The organism is Actinotignum timonense, from assembly GCF_030216305.1.
Lineage (GTDB): Bacteria > Actinomycetota > Actinomycetes > Actinomycetales > Actinomycetaceae > Actinotignum > Actinotignum timonense_A.
Genome location: NZ_JASOKT010000009.1, coordinates 60,196 through 82,898, shown reverse-complemented (window position 1 = coordinate 82,898; position 22,703 = coordinate 60,196). Strand labels below are relative to the sequence as shown.

At 55.9% G+C, this 22,703-nt stretch carries 19 protein-coding genes; 13 read left to right on the top strand and 6 right to left on the bottom strand.

Going from position 1 to position 22,703, the window contains the following annotated elements; all coding sequences use genetic code 11:
* Positions 1-263: 263 nt before the first annotated feature.
* The 5 genes from QP305_RS06070 to QP305_RS06050 all read left to right on the top strand — a co-directional run bounded on the left by QP305_RS06070 (position 264) and on the right by QP305_RS06050 (position 5,735).
* A complete protein-coding gene (locus QP305_RS06070) occupies positions 264-890 on the top strand; it encodes an FABP family protein (RefSeq protein WP_284904525.1) in 627 nt (208 codons plus the stop codon).
* The gene (locus tag QP305_RS06065) at positions 887-1,906 is read left to right on the top strand and encodes a hypothetical protein (RefSeq protein ID WP_284904523.1); all 1,020 of its coding nucleotides are present in this window, start codon (positions 887-889) and stop codon (positions 1,904-1,906) included. The genes QP305_RS06070 and QP305_RS06065 overlap by 4 nt, the downstream gene beginning before the upstream one ends.
* Positions 1,907-1,991: 85 nt before the next feature.
* Positions 1,992-2,333 (top strand): DUF2516 family protein, encoded by a 342-nt coding sequence (locus QP305_RS06060; RefSeq protein WP_051278341.1) that lies wholly within the window; start codon positions 1,992-1,994, stop codon positions 2,331-2,333.
* Positions 2,334-2,394: 61 nt separating this feature from the next.
* Entirely contained in the window at positions 2,395-2,862 is a 468-nt protein-coding gene (dtd, locus tag QP305_RS06055) for a D-aminoacyl-tRNA deacylase (RefSeq protein ID WP_284904521.1), read from the top strand.
* Between the two features lie 269 nt (positions 2,863-3,131).
* Positions 3,132-5,735 (top strand): ATP-dependent Clp protease ATP-binding subunit, encoded by a 2,604-nt coding sequence (locus QP305_RS06050; RefSeq protein WP_284904519.1) that lies wholly within the window; start codon positions 3,132-3,134, stop codon positions 5,733-5,735.
* A gap of 132 nt (positions 5,736-5,867) precedes the next feature.
* Here the strand turns inward: QP305_RS06050 and QP305_RS06045 are convergent, their stop codons facing one another.
* From QP305_RS06045 to QP305_RS06030, 4 genes are all read right to left on the bottom strand, one after another.
* Positions 5,868-6,818 (bottom strand): hypothetical protein, encoded by a 951-nt coding sequence (locus tag QP305_RS06045; protein ID WP_284904517.1) that lies wholly within the window; start codon positions 6,816-6,818, stop codon positions 5,868-5,870.
* Positions 6,819-6,889: 71 nt separating this feature from the next.
* Positions 6,890-7,573 carry a DUF6318 family protein gene (locus QP305_RS06040; RefSeq protein ID WP_284904531.1) on the bottom strand — a complete coding sequence of 228 codons (684 nt, stop codon included), beginning with the start codon at positions 7,571-7,573 and terminating at the stop codon, positions 6,890-6,892.
* 172 nt (positions 7,574-7,745) lie between these two features.
* A complete protein-coding gene (locus QP305_RS06035; RefSeq protein WP_284904515.1) occupies positions 7,746-8,810 on the bottom strand; it encodes an aldose 1-epimerase in 1,065 nt (354 codons plus the stop codon).
* A gap of 128 nt (positions 8,811-8,938) precedes the next feature.
* Positions 8,939-10,189 (bottom strand): ROK family transcriptional regulator, encoded by a 1,251-nt coding sequence (locus QP305_RS06030; RefSeq protein WP_350309600.1) that lies wholly within the window; start codon positions 10,187-10,189, stop codon positions 8,939-8,941.
* 177 nt (positions 10,190-10,366) lie between these two features.
* Between QP305_RS06030 and QP305_RS06025 the strand changes: the two genes are divergently transcribed.
* From QP305_RS06025 to QP305_RS05995, 7 genes are all read left to right on the top strand, one after another.
* A complete protein-coding gene (locus tag QP305_RS06025; protein WP_284904513.1) occupies positions 10,367-11,842 on the top strand; it encodes an FGGY family carbohydrate kinase in 1,476 nt (491 codons plus the stop codon).
* Positions 11,843-11,932: 90 nt separating this feature from the next.
* Positions 11,933-13,027, top strand: a complete 1,095-nt coding sequence (locus QP305_RS06020) for an ABC transporter permease (RefSeq protein WP_284904511.1) — start codon at positions 11,933-11,935, stop codon at positions 13,025-13,027.
* A gap of 19 nt (positions 13,028-13,046) precedes the next feature.
* Positions 13,047-14,057 (top strand): substrate-binding domain-containing protein, encoded by a 1,011-nt coding sequence (locus tag QP305_RS06015; RefSeq protein ID WP_016442278.1) that lies wholly within the window; start codon positions 13,047-13,049, stop codon positions 14,055-14,057.
* 3 nt (positions 14,058-14,060) lie between these two features.
* Complete coding sequence (locus QP305_RS06010) at positions 14,061-15,611, top strand: sugar ABC transporter ATP-binding protein (RefSeq protein WP_284904509.1); 1,551 nt, start codon at positions 14,061-14,063, stop codon at positions 15,609-15,611.
* Between the two features lie 76 nt (positions 15,612-15,687).
* Positions 15,688-16,311, top strand: a complete 624-nt coding sequence (locus tag QP305_RS06005; RefSeq protein WP_284904507.1) for a KpsF/GutQ family sugar-phosphate isomerase — start codon at positions 15,688-15,690, stop codon at positions 16,309-16,311.
* On the top strand, positions 16,308-17,810 hold the full coding sequence (gene xylB / locus QP305_RS06000) for a xylulokinase (RefSeq protein WP_284904506.1): 1,503 nt from the start codon (positions 16,308-16,310) through the stop codon (positions 17,808-17,810). The genes QP305_RS06005 and xylB (QP305_RS06000) overlap by 4 nt, the downstream gene beginning before the upstream one ends.
* Positions 17,811-17,830: 20 nt before the next feature.
* Positions 17,831-18,556, top strand: a complete 726-nt coding sequence (locus QP305_RS05995) for a transaldolase family protein (RefSeq protein WP_284904504.1) — start codon at positions 17,831-17,833, stop codon at positions 18,554-18,556.
* On the opposite strand, the gene QP305_RS05990 is transcribed toward QP305_RS05995, so the two are convergent.
* A complete protein-coding gene (locus QP305_RS05990) occupies positions 18,553-19,629 on the bottom strand; it encodes an aldose 1-epimerase (protein ID WP_284904501.1) in 1,077 nt (358 codons plus the stop codon). The two genes, QP305_RS05995 and QP305_RS05990, sit on opposite strands and share 4 nt — an antisense overlap.
* Before the next feature lie 60 nt (positions 19,630-19,689).
* A complete protein-coding gene (gene xylB, locus QP305_RS05985) occupies positions 19,690-21,156 on the bottom strand; it encodes a xylulokinase (protein ID WP_284904499.1) in 1,467 nt (488 codons plus the stop codon).
* A 164-nt stretch (positions 21,157-21,320) separates the two neighbouring features.
* Between xylB (QP305_RS05985) and QP305_RS05980 the strand changes: the two genes are divergently transcribed.
* Positions 21,321-22,589: an AGE family epimerase/isomerase gene (locus tag QP305_RS05980; RefSeq protein ID WP_284904497.1), complete on the top strand. Its 1,269-nt coding sequence runs from the start codon at positions 21,321-21,323 to the stop codon at positions 22,587-22,589.
* Positions 22,590-22,703 lie beyond the last annotated feature (114 nt).

The window sequence follows — 22,703 nt, the reverse complement described above, 5'->3', positions numbered from 1 at the left end:
CGAATGCCGCTCGTAGCGGCGCTAGTTGGAGCCCGGGGCTTTCAAGGTCCGGCACCGTGGCTTCAGAATAACAAGAGCGCGGCCAATCGGAAACTTTTCGTCGCGCTTTCGGGCCAAGCGTGAAAAATGAAGACTTTTTCGCTTCGACGTGGGAAAATAGCACTAGCTATGGGCTGCGGCCGCCGCGGGCCGCGTGGGGCCGGAACTTTGGGTGGTGCATGGAACTTTGGGCCGCGGCCGGCCAGGGCGGGTAATCTGAGCATATGGTCTTTGCAATCCCTGAAAATCTCAGCCCGGAAACCTATCCGATGGCCTGGCTCGTTGATACCTGGCGCGGCGCTGGCCTCCTCGAATACGAGGGCGTGGACGCGGCCGGTTACCTCCACGAATTGCGCATCGATAATGATGACCACGGCCCCTACCTGCGTTTGCGTTCGACAACCTGGCTTTCCCAGGAGCCGGCCGGGGCGGTGGATCGCGAGGTACCCGGCGGGCGGATGTACGCGGCCCTCACCAAAGGCCAGCTCTGGTCGAGTTTCGAAGGCTACCTGCGTGTTTCTCCGAATAACCTCCAGGGCACGGAGGGCCGTTTCGTGCTGGAAGGCATGGTCGCCACCTCCGCCGGGCACGCCATGACCTGGGCTGGTTTTATTAAGGGCCCGCAATTCCAGATCGTTGCGGACGCCATCGCCGCCACTCCCACCGCCGCGAGCTACACCGGCGGCCAAATCATGGGCGGCTACGTGGAATCCGAGCTTTTCTACGCCTACGATATGGCGGCTTTCGGGGCGGATATGCGCAGCTACATGGCCGGCCGCCTCCAGCGCCTGAGCGATTGCCCGGAAGCGGAGCCGAAGCCAGCAACGCCCGAAGCTCAGCCAGAATCGTGATACCCAGCCCGCTGCTGCGCTGGCCCGGCGCGGTTCCCGGGGAGGGAGAAGCGGTCGGGGTGGCTGCTTTCTACACCAATCCCTATGTGGAACAGCGCGAGCTGGAAGCCGGGTGCGGCTTCGTGGACCTTTCCCACTGGCAGGTGCTGCGCGGCGAGCCCGGCGCTTGGCCGAGTGATTGCCCGGGCGTGCATAACGAGCTACCGGGTGCACATCGCGAGTACCTGGACGCATCTCACGCGCGCGAAGTGCTGGAATGCGACGCCGCGGGTCGGATTCTCAGTGCCCTACTGCACTGCCCGGGCAGCGGCGCGGATATTTTCCTGAGCCCGCCGGGCGGGCCCGATTGTGGCATGTCCCCAGCCAACTACATAGCCATAGGTACGACGACGCAAGGAGCTGCGCGCCTCCGTGCGACCATGCACGGCCAGCCCGGGCTATCCGCCACTTTCTGGGAAGACTGGTGGCCGGGCAGCGATAGGGTGATCCTCCTGGTCAAGGACATTGAAATGCTGGCCCGGGCTGGGCAGGCCGCCGGCATGAGCCCGGTAGGTTTATTCGCCTGGACCGCCCACCGGGTCGCCGCGCGCCGCCCGGATCCCTTCCGGGCGGCGCGCGCCCGGGCACACCTTGCTGATATATACGGACCTGGAGTAGCGGGCATCCGCGAATCCGGGGAAGCACGCGCCCGGGGAAGCCGAGAAATAGGCACCTGCGAATCCGGGGAATCCGGTACCAGCCAGCTCGGGGAAGCGGGGCGGAAGAGCCTGGCGTGCCTGTATTTAGAAGGTCCGGACGAAGCTGATCTGCCCGAGGCTGGCACGCCGGTACTTGCGGAGCGATCCGACGAGGCGGTTGTTGGCTTTGTGACCTCCGCGGCGCGGCATTGGGAAGAGGGGCCGCTCGCCCTCGCCTTAATCAGGGAACCAACAGCGCTGGGGGCGGTGCGGGTAGCGGAATTCCGCTGCGGCGTCGAACCTATTCCTCTACCTGCGCGCACGCGCCCGTGGCGGTGACCATTCGTGAAAGCGGCGAAAAAAGTGTCGTAAGCCGTGATTAGAATGAGGGCGAGCACCACGCTTAGCACGAGGACGGAGAATCATGAACCTAACAACCTTGCGGCTCGTCACGGATATCTGCAACGGGATATTTTTTGTGATCCAGCTGGCGATTCTCGCGTTTATGGTGTGGGCGCTGGTGGCCTGCCTGCGCCGGCCGGATGCGGATTTTCGCTATGCCCGCAAAGATAAAAAGTTCTGGAGCGGGGTGCTGCTCGGCTGCGCCCTGGTCACCGGGATCGTGCTTTTCACGCCCATTCGCCTACCTTTCCAGCCTTTCCTCATGCTCGGGGCGGCCTACGGGGCGCTCTACTACCTGGGTCCCGAAGAACAGCGGATGGGGCCGCGGCGCGGTTCGCGCGGGCGCGGGGGCGGGTCCTGGTAAAGCCCGGTAGGCGCAGGGCCTAGCTGCGTCGTCGTACTCATAACACCACGAAGGAGGAAGAATGCGAGCAGTTATTCAGCGCGTCAAGCGCGCGTCCGTCACGGTGGACGGCGCCGTGATTTCGCAGATCGGCACGGGGCTGTGCGTGCTCCTGGGCGTGACCCACGGGGATGGGGCGCCGGAAGTGGAGAAAGTCGCGCGGAAAATCGCGCAGCTCAAAGTGCTGCGCGCCGCGGACGGCACCGATGATCCCAATAGTCGGCGCAGCGCGGAAGAAGCACAGGCGCCCGTGCTGCTCGTTTCGCAATTCACCCTGTACGCGGATGTGCGCAAGGGCCGCAAGCCCTCGTGGTCCAAGGCTGCGCCCGGGGAAGTTGCCGATCCGCTCTACGAAGCGGTCGTGCGCGAATTGAGGGAAACGTACGGACTGGAGGTTGCTACCGGGCAGTTCGGGGCCATGATGGATGTGGAACTCGTCAATGATGGCCCCTTCACGCTCCTCGTTGAGGTGGAATCCGCGGGTGCCTAAAGTGGTGCGTTAGCCCGCCGCGGCGCGCCGGTGGTGCTCGCAGTCCGTGCGCCTCCGCAGCGCCCGCGGTACCCCGCCAACGTGGGCCCAAAGGCCCGGCGATAGTGAAATAAGCTCAGAAATCTTATCGATAACAGCACTTTCCGCGCGAATTCGGCTTTTTCCCTCAGCAAAATGTGAGCCACACACTCATGCCACTGGCGAACAGGGGACGGCTCCTGGGCTGAGGGCCGTTACTCTTTTAGAAGATTGCAAGTGCAAGGAGAGTTATGTTCGAAAGGTTCACCGACCGCGCTCGGCGGGTCATCGTGCTCGCGCAGGAAGAAGCACGGAACCTCAAGCACAACTACCTGGGGACCGAACATATCTTGCTCGGCCTCATTCGCGAGGGCGAAGGGGTGGCCGCGAAGGCGTTGGAAGCCCTGGGGGTGACGCTTGAGTCCGTGCGGACGCAGGTCATCGACATTATCGGCGAAGGCCAGGAGCCGCCCTCGGGTCATATTCCCTTCACGCCGCGCGCCAAGAAGGTTATTGAGTTCGCGATGCGCGAGGGGCTGCAAATGGGCCACTCGTATATCGGGACCGAACATCTCCTCCTCGGGCTCACCCGTGAAGCGGACGGCGTGGCCGCACAGGTCCTCATCAAGCTCGGCGCGGATATGCCCACCGTGCGTAACCAGGTCAGCCAGCTCATTTCCGGTTTCCAAGGTAAGGAAGCCGTGGGGGTGGGCGGTGGCCCGCGCGAAGGCACCAAGGCCGGTTCCACGGTCCTCGATCAGTACGGGCGTAACCTCACCGCCGCCGCGCGTGATCACAAGCTTGATCCCGTGATCGGCCGGCATACCGAAACCGAGCGGGTCATGCAGGTGCTCTCGCGGCGCACCAAGAACAACCCGGTGCTCATCGGCGAACCCGGCGTGGGTAAAACCGCGGTGGTGGAGGGCCTGGCCCAGTCCATCGCCGCCGGTAACGTTCCGGAAACGCTCAAGGATAAACAGCTGTATTCCCTCGATATGGGTTCCCTGGTGGCCGGCTCGCGCTACCGCGGTGACTTCGAGGAACGCATGAAGAAAATCCTCAAGGAAGTCAATACCCGCGGGGACATTATTCTTTTCATCGACGAAATCCACACCCTGGTGGGCGCGGGCGCCGCGGAAGGCGCCCTGGATGCTGCCTCGCTGCTCAAGCCGATGCTGGCCCGCGGGGAACTCCAGGTTATCGGGGCAACCACCCTCGATGAGTACCGTAAGTACATTGAAAAGGATGCCGCGCTGGAACGGCGTTTCCAGCCCATCCAGGTGGAGCAGCCCACTGTGGAACAAACGATTGATATTTTGCGTGGCTTGCGGGATCGGTACGAGTCCTACCATCGCGTGACTATTACCGACGACGCCCTGGAGGCAGCCGCCACCCTGGCGGATCGGTATATTAACGACCGTTTCCTTCCCGATAAGGCCATTGACCTCATCGACGAAGCGGGGGCGCGCCTGGCTATCCGCAAGATGACCGCACCGCCGGAACTGCGCGAACTGGACGATAAGATCGCCTCCACGCGCCGCGCCAAGGAAGCGGCCATTGACGCCCAGGACTTCGAAAAGGCTGCCGGCCTGCGTGACGAAGAGCAAAAGCTTGGCGAAGAACGCGATGCCCGCGAGCAGGCCTGGAAGGACGGGGATATGGACGTCGTTTCGGTGGTGGATGAAGATCTCATCACTGAAGTGCTCTCCATGTCCACCGGTATCCCGGTCTTCAAGCTCACCGAAGCGGAATCCGCGAAGCTGCTGCGCATGGAAGATGAGCTGCATAAGCGGGTGATCGGCCAGCATGAAGCCGTGACCGCGCTCTCCCAGGCGATTCGCCGTACCCGCGCGGGCTTGAAAGATCCCAACCGCCCGGGTGGTTCCTTCATTTTCGCCGGGCCTACCGGTGTGGGTAAAACCGAACTCGCCAAGGCGCTCGCGGAATTCCTGTTCGGGGATGAATCCGCGCTCATCACCTTGGATATGTCCGAGTATTCGGAGAAGCACACCGTTTCGCGGCTCTTCGGTGCCCCTCCGGGATACGTGGGTTATGAAGAAGGCGGCCAGCTCACCGAGAAGGTGCGGCGCAAGCCCTTCTCCGTGGTGTTGTTCGACGAAATTGAGAAGGCCCACGCGGACCTCTTCAATTCCCTCCTCCAGATCCTGGAAGAAGGGCGCCTCACGGACGCGCAAGGCCGGGTGGTGGACTTCAAGAACACCATCATCATCATGACCACTAATTTGGGTACGAAGGATATCGCGAAGGGCGTGCAGACCGGTTTCCAGTTCGACGCCGATACCACTTCCTCCTACGAGCGCATGAAGGTCAAGGTGGCGGAAGAACTCAAGAACAACTTCCGGCCCGAATTCCTCAACCGCGTGGATGACATTATCGTCTTCCCGCAGTTGGGCCGCCCGGAGATTTTGCAGATTGTGGATCTTATGATCGGCAAGCTGGATAAGCGCTTGCGGGACCAGAACCTGTCCATCGCCCTGACGAAGGATGCGAAGGAACTTCTGGCTGACCGCGGTTATGATCCGGTGCTCGGGGCTCGCCCGCTGCGCCGCGCCATCCAGCGCGATGTGGAAGATGTGCTTTCCGAGAAGCTGCTTTACGGCGAATTCTCCAAGGGGGACATCATCGTGGTGGATGTGGATAAGGACAATATTCCGATGTCCTTCACTTTCACCGGCCAGTCGCCTGACCAGCCGCTACCGGACGGCGTGATCGAAGCGCACGAACCGGCCCAGATGGAAGGTCTGGCCTCCGGTGTGAATACCCGGCCCAGCGGTGGGCCAGTTGCCGGGGCCGGTGCGCCGACTTCCGGAGGCGGCCTGGCCGCGGCGAACTAGGCTGCTGCGGCCCTATGTGAGCGCGAGTTGAGGTGCCGCGGCAGGGCGCCAAACTCAAGCGCAGGCTAGGGCCGGGGCTAAGTGGCCGGGTAGGGCCGCGGGCTAGGAATAGCTGATATCGAGAGCTCGAAGCTAACCGATAAGGTGGGCTTCGAGCTCTCGCGTTATCACCGGGGAGGTTTCGGATCGGGTGGTGAGGAGCTCCGGCACCGTGCGGCTCTGCCCGGCAATGCTGTACCGAGCCTCCCACTCCACGACCAGCGTGGCACTCACCTCCTCATTAGCCTGGCGGTAGATAACTTCCGTAAAGGGTTGGCGGGCCGGGACGGTCTGTGCTGAGTGAGCGGGGAGCGAGCCTGTGGACGTGGCGTTCCCAGCGTTCCTTGTAGTTGTGCTCCCCGTGCCACCCGTGATTTCTGCATCCGGCACCTCCCAGATGGCCCGCACGGGAACCAGGTCAATAACCACCTCCGTACCGAGCAAAGTCACCGTGTGGCGCTGGGCCGGCGCGGAATAATGCAGAAGGACCGGGTAGTTGATGGCCACCCAACCGCGCGCCGGTTCCATCCACGCCTCAGCGTTCGCCGCCGCAATCCGGATACTCTCCGTGTGGATGATCGTCTCCAGCTGCGCGGCGGTGGGAGCGCCGCCGGTGTGCGGTTCAGCTGGTGGAGTGCCGTTCGCCAGTATCCAACTGAGAATCCCGGCCGCCCCGCGCACATGCCCCGGTAGGGAAGTATCCCGAACCGCGGCAATGAGCGCGCGCCGAGACCACGGCAGCCCGTAGGGCCCGGTGGCCGTCCCGGCACCTGAGCCACGTGCTGTAACGGCGCCGCCTTCCAACCCGGAGCTTGAATATCCAGGGTCCGCGCCGGCAGTGTCGCCCGCGCCTGAGCTATCCGCGCCGCCTGATCGGGACGGCGTACCGCCCGCCCCGCTGGGCAAACGCCGGGTGTAACTACCCTGAGCTTCCACGGTTACTCCGCCGGCATCGGTACGGGCGGTATAGATCCGTTCCTCGCCGTCCTCATATTCGCGGGCGAGCGCCGGAGCGCTTACTGTGCACGAACCAAGAAACACCACCGCGGCCACGCCTATGATCAGGCCCCTCAGGAACCAACGCGGCCTAAACCTGGGGCTGGTATAGCTTCTCATCACACGCCTCCGTCCAAAACGTCATCGTTCATGCCCACCGCATCCACGATCCAGTTGTCGCCCGAGCGGAAAATTCGCATGGTCACGAAGAATTCTTCGGCGCGATCTGTCTTTTCGGCACCCTTGCGGTTCACCACCGGATTAGGCGGATGAGAGACGGAGAACTGCACGGTATAGGCGGCTATCGGATCATTCCACCGCCCCCGCGCATCACTAAAACTAAAAACAGTTGCCTGCCGGGGCCGGAAATCCGTTTCTTCGCGTTTCGCAATCTGGTGTTGGCACCAATCGCATTGCTCCCCGGCGAGCGGGGTGAGAGGCGCGATATCACCGGTGATCGTGGCGTAATCGAGGAGAGTGAAAAGATACTGCCCGGCCGCGATGGCTCCCTCAACTGATTCTTCGGCCATCTGAGTGGGCGGGGGAGGAACCGGAATCTGCACCGGCCAGGTGGGCGGAGCGGATGGCGAACCTGCGGGCGCGGAAGAGTCAGAGCTGGGGGCAGCGGGACCGGAGCTCCCGGTAGACGAAGCGGAACTGGCGGCAGACGAAGCGGAGCTAGCGGCCGGCGGGCTGGAAGCACCGCCAGGCGAGAGCGCTGGGGGAGGCGCACCCGCCCCAGCTCCACATGCGCTGAGAAGGAAACAGAGGATAGCAAGAATTCCGGCGCGGCGCCCGGTCATAAGTACGTTCATGGCGCCACGTTAACAGCCGCGTCGCCCCCACCTAGCGCCTATCCACAGGAAGGCTCGCAGCGGCGCGTCGTCCACAGCTTTGCGCCACGCACACCGCGACACCTACGCAAGCCACGCCTGAACGGCTCCCCGGCTAGGCTCACCTGCGTAGCGTTGCCACTTACGCGCCAGCAGCCTCCGTCACCACAACCCGCGCTTCGACCTCTCGGCTAGCGCCCGGCTCCAGCAGCATCTCGCGGCCCTCGGCCCGGTTGAAAGCATTAGGCAGTGCCTGGCACGGCTCCATGGCTACTGCCTGCCCGGCGTCGCGCGCCAGCCCGGAGCCAGCAAAAATATGGAAATTCTTCGACGGCCAGTCACCCAGCCGCGCCCACAGAGCCACCTCGCGGTTTCCGGTGTGCAAGCGCGCCACATTCCAGCCAGCCCCGGTGCCACTACTTGCGTTCGCGCTGCCGGTCGAACCGACCGCATCACCGCTAGCCCCGGCCGCAACCGCGTCCGGACCGGCGCTATCGGCAAGCCGCGCGTAGGCCCAATCCGTGGCCGGGTCGATGGGGGAGTCCGCGAGCGGCTCGCACGGCGCGAAAGCGCCGGCGCCGTCGTACGGAATAAGCGCGGCATCGGTGGCGATCCGCGCGCGGCAGTCCAGGCTCAGGCGCGCATCCCCCAGCGGGCCGGCGAGCCGGAAATACGGATGCCAGCCAAGCGCTACCGGCGCGGCTACCTCGCTGAGATTCTCGGCGCGCAAGTGCACGTGCAAGGAGCCATCCTCCCCAATGCTGTAAACAATGTTTACGGCGAGGTCGAAGGGGTAAACACTGTTCGCATCCACGCGGGTGGCGAACTCAAGAACGCCGTTTTCCGCGCGGATAACCTCGAATTCCTGAGTGGTGACCAGACCGTGTAGGCCCGGTTCCGTATCGGGAAGCGGCGCCGGTACACTGTGAACGCCGTTTACTGGAACCTCGGCGTGGAGGCGAGCACGCACGGCGGCGTCGTCGCCATGATAGAGCGCGGCGGGGTAGCGCCCCGCGCGGATGCGATTGGACCACGGTACCAGCACGGCGCTGCGGAAACCGTTGAGTTCGCGCAGCTCAGCGGGGTCGCGGTAGCCGTCGATAACCTTGGTATCGCCCAGGCGATAGCTGAGCAGGGTGGCGCCGCGGGTGGCCGCGCGCAGCGTAACGGTCCGGCCCGCGCACTCGCGTTCAGTGGTGACGATCATGGTCCTTCTTCCTCGTAAGTACGGGTACGACGACGCCGCAACTGCGGGCGCCTCCTTTAGCTTCCCACGCTCTCCAGGGTACGCGCCAAGGCCTGGTAAGCGGGCCAGGCGTTTACTCAGTAAATGGATTATGTGTCGATCTTTAACTGGATTTCCGGTAGTGAAGAGGCATCTACCGGATTGTCGTGGTCCGTGTGCTCCCTATCCCAGGTTTCGGGCCTTCCTAAGAAGTTGGCGATTGCTAACCAGGCAGCTCCGCGGGAAAGAGGTGCTCCCCGAGCGAGGGTAGCCCGAATATCCAAAGGAGCCTGACCACTCCAAATCACGCGGGAACTAATTTCCTTTTGGATATTAGGGAGCAAGAAATCGTAAATATCGGCGAGTTGCCCGCCAAAAATCAAAGTAGGGGAGTGGATCAGATTAATTGCGCTAGCAGCTGCCCGGCCGATTAGGGTAGCTACTTCCTTGACCACTTTGGTAACAGGGGTTTCGTTTCGCTTAAGCAAGGAAACAAGGGTTCCAATCGTTGTTTCAGTCGGTAGGTTGCTGGCTGCAACAATTGCAGATCTGGTAGCAAATGCCTCAAGACAGCCGTTTTGTCCGCAGGTGCAAACGCGTGCTTGATCCGAAACGTAGATGTGACCTAAAGACCCACTCCAGCCGGTGCTATCGGGTGAAAGTGCTCCGTCTAATATATGTACGGCACCGATGCCTGAATCGAGGTTGACGTAAAGAAAATTATCAAGCTGCTCGTCATTACGGTGAAGATAGACCGTTTCCGCGCTCGCTCCCGCTGTTGTGGAATTGGAAATGACGATATTGCAATCAATTATTCCCTCGACAATTCGAGATAATTCGACGTTTATCCAACCAAGGGGGGTGGAATTTACTACGGTGGACGTGGCTGGATCTACGATTCCAGGAAACGTGATTACAACTTCCTTGAGCGAGAGTCCGGCAACGTTGCATTGCGTTGATACGGATCGCAGAATTGCAGCAATATCATCGAGGGTTTGAGAGGTTGAGTCTGGGGGCATGTCAATCAGTCGTTCGATCAGCACGTTTCCCGTCAGATCTATTAGAGATGCCTCTACCGCTTCAGCGGAAACATTGATCCCGAGGGCGCAGTATGTTCTTGGGGCTGGCGTTAAGGGCGCCCCGGGCCTGCCAGGGCCAGAGACTTCGACTTCGTTTTCCCGCACGATATCACGGTTAACAAGCTCGTCAACTAGTCGTGAAATAGTGGACCGATTCAATCCGGTTGAGCGGGCTAGATCCGCCCTTGATGGGGCTGAATTAGTGAATATAATCCGGCTTGCTAAAGAAGCTAAATTTTGGTTGCGGATAGCACCGTGAGAGGTCTCAGCAGCTTTTCGCACAGCAAGTCTCCGTAGATGTTCCGAAAGGGTTGATCACCACTTAATGATAGAGGACGCTATTAGCCGAGCATGTGGCGCGTGACACAGAAGTGCCGACGTGCGCATTGTTGCATTTAATGCAACTGGACGGGTATATTGCAAACAGCAACAAAATCTAACGCTGGGGTTGGAGGTGCAATGAAAAAGAGCAATGTCGCTGGTATTGACTTGTCTACACGTTCCTGCCACGTAGTAATTCGTGATCTGGAAACGGGTGAGCTGGTTCGCGGCGCAACTGCATCTTTCCGCACTAAGACAGAGACCAATCCGCGGACATGGATGGAGGCGTATCGTTCAGCGGTCGAACTTGCTGGTGGATTAGATGATGTAGTGGCGATGTCTGTTGCCGGACAACAGCATGGTTTCGTTGGTTTAGGCGCTGACGGGAATGTCCTGCGTCAAGCGATTCTTTGGAACGATAATCGCTCCAAGGAAGATGCCGAAGATCTGATTCGAGAATTAGGCCGAGGCGATGTTTCTGAGGGACGTAAGCTGTGGGCTGACAGCGTCGGAAGCGTGCCAGTTTCGTCGTTGACAGTTTCGAAGCTGAGGTGGTTCGTTGATCATGAGCCTCAGCTATTCAAACATTTGTGTGCCATTGCATTGCCTCATGATTGGCTCACGTGGCAACTTATGGGTGCTGATGGCTCCCGAGACGGCCTAGAGAAAAAGCGGGATATTCGGGAACTCGTTACAGATCGCTCGGAGGCTTCGGGCACCGGCTACTACTGCGCGGAAAAGAACGAGTACCGCAACGACCTAATTGACTTGGCGGCAAGAAGTGAATTATCTAAGAGACTCGTTTTGCCACGTGTTGTTGGAAAAGCAGAATCTGTAGGAGAACTGAAATCTAAAGGCGAGGCAATCGTTTTGGGTCCCGGATGCGCTGACAACGCAGCCACGGCGCTGGGGCTGGATTTACCTCCCGGTGAGGTGTGTGTTTCTATCGGAACTTCTGGTGTTACTTCCTTGGTTTCGGACAGTCCGATTAAGGACAGGACTGGTCAGGTTACTGGTTTTGCGGATGCGACTGGACGGTATCTTCCTTTAGTCGGAATGCTTAATGCGAGCCGTGTTCTCGATGATGTTGCACTTCTACTTGGAATGACGCTAGAGGAACTCTCACGTGCCGCACTTAATGCCGCGCCTGGGGCGGAAGGCCTTGTCGTGATTCCATATTTCGCGGGAGAGCGAAATCCGCGGCTTCCGGAAGGAATGGGAGCTGTTTTGGGAGTGTCATCACGAAACCTCACGGCACCGAATCTCGCGCGTGCGGCATATGAAGGAATCGTAGCGAGTGTAGCTCGAGGTCTTTCCGCATTTCGACGGCTTGGTGTGGAGGTTACCGGTATAACACTGGTAGGTGGGGCGTCGCGTACGCCAGCTATGCGCCGGATAGCCGCATCAGTGCTCGGTTTACCTGTGAGCGTTCCTGAGTATTCAGCTTACTCAGCCGATGGCGCAGCACGACAGGCGGCATGGACTTATACGGGAGGAGACGATCCTCCAGCATGGACTCCACGTCTCCGGTCTCAGTACCAAGCGAAACACGACTCTTTTATTATCGAGAGATTTGAGGAGGTTGCAGAAAAATATCTTGCAACGGTCAGATGACTGTCTATCTTCAATAGATCCGGGAAAGTTTTGGCAGTAGGCATCCGGTCTCTCGATCTGTAAAAGCGAAGTCATGCAAAGGAGCATGTAATGAAAAAATTCCGCGTACCGCAGGAGGCGGGAATCTTTGGTGTTGTGCTGATAGTGGGTGCTATTATGGCGCTGCTTTCTCCAGCATTCCTCACAATGAATAACATGCAGGTTCTCCTGCTCAATGGGACGGTCGTGCTTTTCCTTGCAATGGGGCAGACATTCGTTCTCCTAACTGGTGGTATTGACCTTTCGGTAGGATCCAATATCGCGTTGACTGGAATGATTGCAGCGCTGGCGATGCAGGGAGGTCTCCCCTGGTGGCTTGCCGCATTGCTGGCCATTGTGACTGGTGCTCTCGTTGGCGTATTCAACGGCGTTTTTATTCATTTTGGGAAAATGCCAGCATTCATCGTCACGTTTGCTACCTTTGGGATTTCCGCTTCAATTCCGAAGATCCTGACGCAAGCCCGGTCAGTAACTGTCGCTGATCCAATGTTCGCATTCTTCGGCCGAGGGAGTATTTTCGGCATCCCTATTCCGGTGGTTTTAGTGCTTATTGCTGCGGTTATTCTCGCTTGGTTCTTGCACCGGACAAAAACGGGTCTCCATATTTACGCGGTTGGCGGCAACAAAGAAACGGCCCGTCTTGCCGGTGTTAATAATGGAAAGATCATCATTCTGGTGTACGTAATCTCCGGTATTTGTTCTGGGTTCGGGGGAATCATTGTTACGTCGCGACTTATGGTCGGCTATCCGACAGCCGGATCGGGTACTGAGCAGTTCTACTCAATCGCTTCGGCAGTTGTTGGTGGCGTTTCGCTTTTCGGTGGTGTCGGTACCCTTCTCGGCGCGTTCCTTGGCGCCATTTTGATCGCAGAAGTTTCCAATGGAATGAACGTTATTGGAGTGGATTCTTATTGGCAGCCGCTTGTCATTGGCGTAATTATTCTCGTTGGTGTTCTTCTCGATACTAATCGCCAGCAGCTGTCCCTCTCGAAGCTGTTCCGCAAGAAGCAGCAAGCTACGTCGGTGGCATCGCATGCATCTGCGGATACGACCAATTCCGAAATTAGTCATTCACAAAAACAACCTGCTGGAGTGCCCGGTGGGAAGAAAAGTATCCAAACCCATGACCGAGACAACGAGGTCTAGGAAAACAGAGGAGAAAAACATGAAAAAGAAGCTCTTTGCAGCTATTGGTGCGACAGCTCTTGCCGCGACAATGGGAGCCTGCGGGGGAGTCGATACCGGAACCGGTGAAAATAGTGGTGGCACTGGCGAAACCGGGAAGGCAAGCGTTCAGATTCCTGAAGCTTGTAACGCTGAGAATCCATACCTCGCAGTGTTGCTTCCTAACCAGCAGAATCCTTACTACGTCGCAATGAAGCGAGGATTTGAAGAAGAAGGCAAGGCGAAGGGGTTCAATGTTGAAGTCCAGATTGCCAATGACGACGATGCAAACCAGCTTGCTCAAGCTCAGGCTATGTTGCAAAAGAATCCTTGTGCTTTGGCGCTTAACCCAGTGAAGTCCGAACCCGCGGCTGCAATCGTCAAGGCAGCTAATGATGCCGGGGTGCCGGTGTTCACTGTGAATATTATTGTCGATCCTGATGCATTAAACGCCCAAGGTGCGAGTGTCGTTCAGTATGTGGGCGCCAACAACCATGAGGGTGGCGTCCAGATGGCAGAGAAGGTTCTTGCCGATTTTGGTGCTGACGCAAAGCTGAACATTGGGTACGTTACTGAACCGGATGAATTGCCTGTGGTTCAGCGCGATCTTGGATTCCGGGAAAAGATGAAGAGCAACCCGAATGCCAAGGACGTTGCGGAAGTCGACGGCAATGTTAAACCAGATGACTCACTCAATGTTACATCTGCGATGATTCAGGGTAATCCTGACATTAACGTAATTTTCGCGTCGACTGGGCCTGCCGCGTATGGCGCACTGCAGGCTGTCCAGGCATCTGGTAAGGACATTAAGGTCTACGGTTTCTGTGCCGCTGGTGAAACCCTCACTGATGCTTATCCCGGTTGCGTCGCCCAGGAGCCTGAAGAGTACGGACGCATCCTGGTGCAACAAATCGCAGAATATAAGCAAGGTAAGTCTGTTGAGAGTGAGCTATTGCAGTCGCTTAAGCAGTTCGAGAAGGGCCAAACCCCTGGTGAAGGAGAATTGGGGTAAAAGATGACAACGTTGGAAACGCCGGGGAGCAAGCGGTCCCTCAAGGCGGTCGATATTTGGAAGCTTTTTGCGGGTACACCCGCTCTCTCCGGTGTTTCTTTAACGGTTCACCCTGGCGAAGTCGTGGGGCTCGTCGGGCATAACGGAGCGGGAAAATCAACTCTGCTTAAAGTACTTTCAGGCGCATACCGTAACGATGATGGTTACCTTGAAGTGGACGGGGAGAAAGTAACCTTCGCTTCCCCTTCAGATGCCCTTTCACACGGGGTAGCTACTGTTTACCAGGAGCTTTCTCTTCTTCCTAATCTCTCGGTGACCGAGAATACGTTCTTAGGGAGAGAAGTTAGAAAAGGCCCTAACCTCGACCGGTCAGCTATGCGAAAATCTGCCAGGTCTCTTATGGAGAAATACGGAATTGATGTTGATGTTGATCGTAAGGTAGGTAGCTACCCCGTTGCGACTCGGCAACTGATGGAGATTGCTATTGCTACAACTCGAAACACGCGCTATTTGCTCCTGGATGAGCCAACAACGTCGCTCGAAGGTGAACAGGTAGAGAGTTTCCTGGAGTGGGTGCGTGATCTTTCTAAAAAGGAAGGTATCGGGATTGTACTCGTCAACCACAAACTTGATGAGCTGTACGCCGTGGCCGATAAGATCGTTGCTCTTGTTGACGGTAAGGTAAGGATTTCGGGAAGGGCGGACGAGGTTTCGCATGCAGAGGTTGTAACCGCGATCGCCGGTGAAGTGAATGCGGGTACAGATGTATCCGTTGAAACTAGCGCTACTGTTCGTGAACGGCAAGGGAAGGTGCCGGAAGGCGTACCTGCACTTTCTGTTCGGAATCTGCGTTCAGCAGCCCATAAAGGTGTGTCGTTCGATGTTTATCCGGGTCGAGTCCATGGGTTCTACGGGTTAATCGGATCTGGGCGGACCGAGGCCATGCGTTGTATTTACGGGGCTGACGAATATGAGTCGGGTGAATTTACGGTTAATGGGAACCCGTATAAGCCTAAGAACCCGAAAAGCGCGCAGAAAGCTGGGTTTTCTTATCTCACAGAGGAAAGGAAACTTGATGGGATTGTTCCTCAATTAAATAGCTATCGAAATGCCACACTCCCAATTACAGACCGGTACTCTAAACCTGGATTCCTTGACCGCAGGAAGGCACGGAAGGCATCGAAACGACAGTTCGACGCTTTAAAGGTGCGAGGTAATGTTGAGGCGTCGATAGAGTCGCTTTCTGGGGGTAACCAGCAGAAAGTTCTCCTAGCTCGAGTCATAATGGAAGACTCGCAGATTCTGATGCTAGACGAACCAACAAAGGGCGTGGATATTGGTGTCAAAGCTGAAATTCATAGAATCGTCCGGGAACTCGCGCATGAAGAGGGTCTTGCTGTCATGGTCGTATCGTCCGAGGAAGAAGAGATTCTTGAGCTTTGCGATGATGTGACTGTTTTCGCGCATGGCCGAGTTGTCCAATCAGGAGTTCCTGCGGGAGATCTAAACGTTACGCGGCTCCGTGAGATGGCGTGGCAAGAGATTTCTGAATAGGTTCAAAAGATAGTGGGGTGTGAGGCTGCTCAACCGTGGCCCTCGCACCCCACCTTCACTTAGGAAAGAATAAAATATGAAAAACCAGGCTGTTTTGGAAGCTGCACGTCAACAAATTGAACGGGAAGCTAGGGCGGTTGCTGGAGTAGCGCAGTTGCTGAACAACTCTTTTATAGAGGTGGCAGACTTATGTTTGCATATGACAGGAAAAGTTATAGTTACCGGAGCGGGAACCTCTGGACATGCCGGGCGCCGAATGGCTCATCTTTTATCCGTATCTGGTACGCCAGCGGTTTTCCTTCACCCGATGGACTGTCTCCACGGCACCATGGGAGCTATCACCAAAGACGATGTTGTTTTTGCGATTTCTAAAGGAGGCGGATCCGACGAGCTTAATCAGCTCTGCTCGATTTTGCGAGAAAAGGGAACGAAAATTGTAGCGTTGACTGAGAACGAGTCTTCGGAACTTGCTGGACTAGCTGATGTAACTGTCCTCTTACACACGCCCGATCAAGCGGATCCGGGCAACGTTATCGCCATGGGATCAACGCTGGTTTCCGGGGTATGGGGTGATGCGTTGGCTTATGTGCTTATGCGTTTACGTAAGAGATCGTGGAAAGAAACGCTTGAAATTCATCCGGCGGGCGCAGTTGGAAAAATGCAGACGGCACCTGAAGAGCTCAACAGATTGGAGCAATGAAAGTGTCCTTTGTCCTTGGGATTGACTGTTCAACCCAATCCGTAACCTTAGAAGTGCGGGATGCGGAGACGTTTCACGTAGTTGATTGCGTGTCAAATCCGCTACCGGCTACTCAGCCACCAGTGTCGGAACAGAATCCGGAGACCTGGTGGGACTCTCTAGTAAAAGGGATGCGTCTCCTCCATGCGCGTGGTCTTGAAGTGTGCAAGATTGGAGCTATCTCAGTTGCAGGTCAGTGTCATGGACTTGTGCCTCTAGATCGAGAATGCACAGTCATTCGGCCGGCGAAACTGTGGAATGACACGACCTCTGCACTTGAAGCAGAGATGCTCGTTGAAACGTATGGTAAAGAATTCTGGGTAGAAAAAGTCGGTTTCGTTCCGAACGCTGCACATACGGTTTCAAAGTTACTCTGGCTCGCGCGTCATGAAGTAGATACGTTGGAGCGGATTTCTAAAATCTTGCTTCCGCATGATTACCTTACCTATCGCTTAACTGGTCAATTTGTGACAGACCGGAGCGAAGCCTCTGGGACTGGTTATTTCGATGGTTTGAGAAACGTCTATCTCTTAGAGTTGGTATCTGACGTTATAAGCAACGCGTTTGGGAAGGAAGGGGAGGGGATTCCTTCCCGATCTTGGCATGATGTTTTCCCCGAAGTTCTCGAACCGTCGGAGGCTGTAGGCTCAATATCTCCTGAAGCGGCCGTAGACCTAGGACTTGCCTCTGACGTCATTGTGGCGGTTGGGGGTGGCGACCAGCATCTTGGTGCGGTCGGCATAGGTCTCGACGACGGCGATATGTGTTTTTCAATTGGTACATCGGGAGTCACTTTCAGTTCATCTCCTACGCCTGTTCGCGATTATTCTGGAGATGTTGACGGAGTCTGTAATGCCACAGGAGGTTGGCTGCCATTAACGTGCACGCTCAACTCGACGAAAGTGACGGATACGGTGGCGAAATGGTTAGGAGTATCCGTTCAGGAGCTAGGCAACCTGGCGGAATCGGTGAGCGTTTCTTGTAATACGCCACTGCTGGTTCCATTTTTTGATGGTGAACGTTCTCCGTCGATACCGAACGCAACCGGATTGCTTGAGGGGCTAACAAACGGTACGACACGCGAGGATCTAGCCTTCACTGCCTTCGAGGGCGTTGTAATGGGTTTGTATGCCGGATCAAGAAAAATACGGGCTCTAGGTTCGGGTATCAACGGTGTAAATGTTGCTGTGGGTGGAGGTGCAAAGTCGGATGTCTACTGTCAGTTATTGGCAGACTTTATGGGTGAGCCAGTCTCCCGTCTTGAATTGACAGAAGCAACTGCTAGGGGCGCGTGTGTCCAGGCGTTGGCGGTGATGACGGGTGATTCGATTGACGCCGTTCGGGCCCGGGTTCGACCTACTGTTTCATCTACATTTACGCCGAAAGCCGAGCGCGGGCGAAGCGACAGATTCTCGCGTTATCTCGATATGGTAGCTAGTAGAAAAGCTAATTGTCGTTGAAGAAAAGGTAACGTCCCTGAATGAGCGTGGCTCACTATGACACGAGTGTTCTTTGCCGATACGTCAAAACGGTCCGGATAGCAATTACGAATGAGAGAGATAAAATGGCGATCTATTTTGACAGTGCCGATTGTGCGCTGATGCGTAAGTATGCATCAACAGGAGTTTTTTCTGGAGTGACATCGAACCCTACCATTTTGGCGAGGCAGGGGTTGCGCCAGCAGGATATCCCAGAGCTTTATCGCACTCTCCAAGAATTTGGTTTTGATCGATTATTCTTCCAAACCGCAGGGTGTACCGAGAGTGAGATTGAGGATTCTGCTCGTCAAATTCTAAGTCTAGGCGATGACGTTGTGGTTAAAATTCCGGCGACGCTTGAGGGGCTATCTGTTGCGGCTAAAGTGACCAACGAAGGACATGAAGTGCTGCTTACGGCGGTTTATGACTCTACACAGGCTGCTATTGCTGGAGAATTAGGGGCGTGGGGACTTGCTCCGTATTTTTGCAGAATGCGTGACATTGGCAAAGATCCGGAATTGGAGCTCAAACGTATGGCTCGGATTCTATCTGAGACAAAAACTCGTATCCTCGCGGCGTCGCTTCGGAAAGTTGAAGATGTATCAGCGGCGTTTGCAGCTGGTGCAGATGATGTTACAATTTCGCTCTCAGTAGCTGAGACGCTGGTAAATAATCCACTCTCAATTGAGGCACTGACCACGTTTGAGCGTGACGGCGGAAGAGTTTAACTGCACATCGGGTCGGTTGTAGAAGACGATCCTTCGATCCTGGCTTGGATGAGAGTACGCATTTGCCTGCTATCTCCTGGTTGTACAAGTTTATTTCCGACATCATGTCGGTTGAAGGCATTAACAATAGCCTGACATGGTTCGATGGCAATTGAAGTAAGAGGATGTCGCTTGAGGTTATGACCGGTGAACACATGGAATGTGCGCAACGGAAGATCGGCTCCAAAATTCACGTACATGTGAATTGAGCGGTTCCCAGTGTTTAGATGGGCATAACCCGAAAAATCCCTCGAAGCTTTGCCGTCAAGCGATGTAATCGCACCTGTAGGGGGATTGCAGTGCTCAATATCTTGGAGGTTTTTCAGGTGGGTGTACCCCACGTCCGCATAGGCCGAGACTTTCCCAGGCGCGGGACTTTGTATCGGTTTAAATGCAGCGTTTCCTGGAAGGGGAATGAGGTCGTCGTCGGTTTTCACTACTGAAGATCCATATATGCGCAGGTCGGCTTGCCCTAGAGGGCCGTCAAGAAGAAAATATGGATGCCAACCGATAAAGATTGGGCAGGCGATCGGAGATTGATTCTGCGCGCTTATTCGTGTGACGAGGTCTCCGTCGGGTGTTATCTCGAAACTGACGGAGATTAGTAGTTCAAAGGGGTATCCAGGTTCGGATTCCAGATGAAGCTCTAACCTCAGAGCTTTGGAGCTTTTCTCGACAACCGTGAAATCTTTGTCGTAAACAAGACCGTGAATGCCAGGTTCATACTTCGGGTTTTTTGCCGAGAAAATGTGATCGGCAGCGAACGGGCCGGGGCTCTGACCAATGCGCGGACGGTCACCTACACCGTCGTCCTTGTAGATAGCGGAAGAATATCTTCCGTCACAAAGTCGATCTGACCAGGGCACCAACACTGCAGATCTGAAACCATCTTGTGTTTGCAACTCATCTTCGTTGAGATAACCGTCTATAAACTCGGTCCCATCTATTTGATAGCTGAGAAGGGTTGCGCCGATTGTAGATACTTTTAACGTAACTTGTCCACGTGTGGAAGTGCGATCGTAAGAAAGAATCATGTCCCGCGTTCTCCGGATTGATAAAGGATGAAGTAGTACGGTCGCTATTGCGATTTACAGTTAGGCTGATTCAGGACGAAAGGTCGGGTAGCTTTTACGAATTGACTCGGAGACGGCTCTATAGCGTTCCCAGACGCTTTCATTCTCTCGCGGCTTGTATGTTTGGGTAATGTCTGGGGACCAAGAGTTAGTATTCTCAGGAATACCCGCAACCACGGCGGCTTGCCGCGCTGCACCCCTAGCGACGTATTCGGAAGTTCGCGGAACGCTAATAGGAATTTCGAGAACATCCGCAAGAATCTGGTTGAGCGTTTCTGATTGTGCGCCTCCGCCGATAAGCATGGCATCATTGACTGATATTCCTCCGCCGCGAAGAGCTTCGAGCGCCCCGCGCATTAGGCAAGCAAGACCCTCGTAGGCCGCACGGGCGAGGTTTTCACGTGTGAAATTATGAGAGGTGAGCCCCGCGATATGCGCGGTTGCGTAAGGCAGATTGGGTGTTCTTTCTCCTTGGAAATAAGGAACCAGGGTAACGCCTTGGGCTCCCGGTTGTGCTCGTTCGGCAAGGGTGCCTAACTCTTCAAAGCTCACGTTTAGGATCTTGCGGAAGTAGTCCTGGATGAGGGCACCATTGAGGGTGCAGGCAAGCGGTAGCCATTTGTCTGTGGCATCTGAAAATCCGGTAACACCGAAACGAGGATCTTGAATAGGGGTGTCGGAAATCGTCGCGATAACGCCGGAGGTTCCGATGGAGATTGATGCCTGGTTAGTTTGAAGGTTAAGACCAAATGCCGATCCGGCGTTATCACCCATTCCGGGGCCAATTAGAATTTGTTGACGGGAAGGTTTGTCGGTTATCCATTCCTGTGCGACAGTTCCAACGCTTTGGTTATAGGGAACAATTCGGGGAAGAATTATATCCTTAGCTTTTTCGGTGGTGATGTGTAGAGCGTGCGCCAGGATATCATAGCGGTATTCGTCAGTTGAGCAGTCTACATATCCTGTCCCAGATGCATCGCTGCGGTCAGTTGTAAGTTCAGATAGCCTTGTTGACCCAGATAATTTCCATGTTAACCAGTCGTGAGGTAGACATATCGCCTTGATCCGAGCGGCATTGTGAGGCTCGCTATCGGCGAGAAAACGGAGTTTGGAGACCGTCAAGGAAGCGACGGGAACGGAACCGGTCGCTTTTGCCCAAAATTCGGGCCCCAACTCATCAACAAGCGCGGCAGCACCTGGCCCGGAACGCGTGTCATTCCAGAGAAGCGCGGGTCGAATAATATCGCCGTTCGCATCCAATGCGACCAGGCCATGCTGCTGGCCGGCGATGGAAATGGAAGATACGTCGCTTATTCCACCAGCTTTTTGGATAGCTGTTCTCAAAGCTGTAAGCCATTCGTTAGGATCCACTTCGGTTCCCGAAGGATGGGGACAAGTGCCCATCCGAACAACTGCGCCGTTATCTGTGTTGACAATGAGAACTTTTGTTGACTGAGTAGAAGAATCTACACCCGCTACAAGTGCCACTATGTCTCCTTTGACTATTCTGTGGGTGACGTTAGCTTTAACTAAGAAATAGTCTATCAGTGTTTGTTGCCGCCAGGAACTAATGTTTTGTCTTTTGCCCGACAGAGGCTCGAGTGGAATACAATAGAGGGGTCAATGTCGTTAGGGACAAGGAAGTCAACACGATGCCTGTTTTCTCATCTCAGTTAAATTCGTCTGAAACTCCAGCGTTTTCTGATGTAACCCACCAGGAGTACCTTTTATGTGAGCGCGAGAGGCTTTTGGATCATTTCCAGCCGCGGGTGTGGCAGTCATCGGATCTGGGGTTCGCTTATCTGGATCGAGATGGCAATCCTATGCCTGAACGGGGTGCTGAACTGTATCTCGGGGCGCGAATGATCCACTGTTTCGCGGTCGCCGCAATGCTCGGTCGGCAAGGTGCGGAAAAACTGGCTGAACAAGGCGTGCGTTTTTACTTAGATGGGCCGGGTAAGGATCGCGAATATGGTGGGTGGTATGCCACCGTGGGAGGTAATACCCCATCGGATCGGAAAGAGCTCTACGGTCAGGCCCATATTATGCTTGCTGCCGCCTCGGCAACTCTTGCCGGCATCCCCGGTGCGGTAAAACTACTCGAAGAATCCATCGACTTAATCGATACGAAATACTGGCTCGATGACGAGGGACGCTGCGTCGAAGCCTATGATCGGACATTTACAGACCTTGATACCTATCGGGGCCAAAATGCAAATATGCATCTGACTGAAGCTTTTCTAGCTGCATATGAGGCTACAAACGATAAGGAATTCCTCAAACGTGCTAGTCGTATTGCGGAGAATACAGTGGGGCAGGCCGTATCTAGCGAACAAGGAAGTTGGCGTATCCCGGAGCACTTCGATGAAGAGTGGCATCCGTTGCGTGACTACAACCGTGACGATCCGCGACATGCGTTCCGTCCTTACGGATCGCAACCTGGACACTGGCTGGAGTGGGCGAAACTGCTTATGCAAATTCGTGGTGCAGGAATTGAGCAGGATTGGATGCTCCCAGCGGCGAAAAACCTTGTGAAGGGAGCATTCGAAGATGGGTGGACTCGAGAGGGAGGATTTGTTTACACCGTTGATTGGGATGGGTCCCCTGTGGTTACGGAAAAATTCTGGTGGCCACCCGCCGAAGGAGCTGGCGCTACTCGCTTCCTGTACGAGGAGAGCCCGGATGTTGGACTATCTAAGCTGTACGAACGTATTTGGCGTTGGATTGATTCGGTAATCGTAGACAAACCTGGTGGTGGCTGGTTCCATGAAGTTGACAGGAGTAACGTTCCTGTAACTTACACGTGGCCAGGACAACCGGACCTCTATCATGCTTATCAAGCGACCCTTTACCCGTTCATGTCGTCGAAACAAGGGATTGCCTCGTGGGCTCGTAGTTGCCGTGAAAATAATAAAAGGTGATTGTTGTATTGCTGTGAAACACGAAAGGGGACGAGCAGTACGAAGAATGGCTCGGACGCGGTAGGGTCTCGGCTGTTAGCTAGGAATGGGGTGATCGTAAAAAACCGCGAGGCA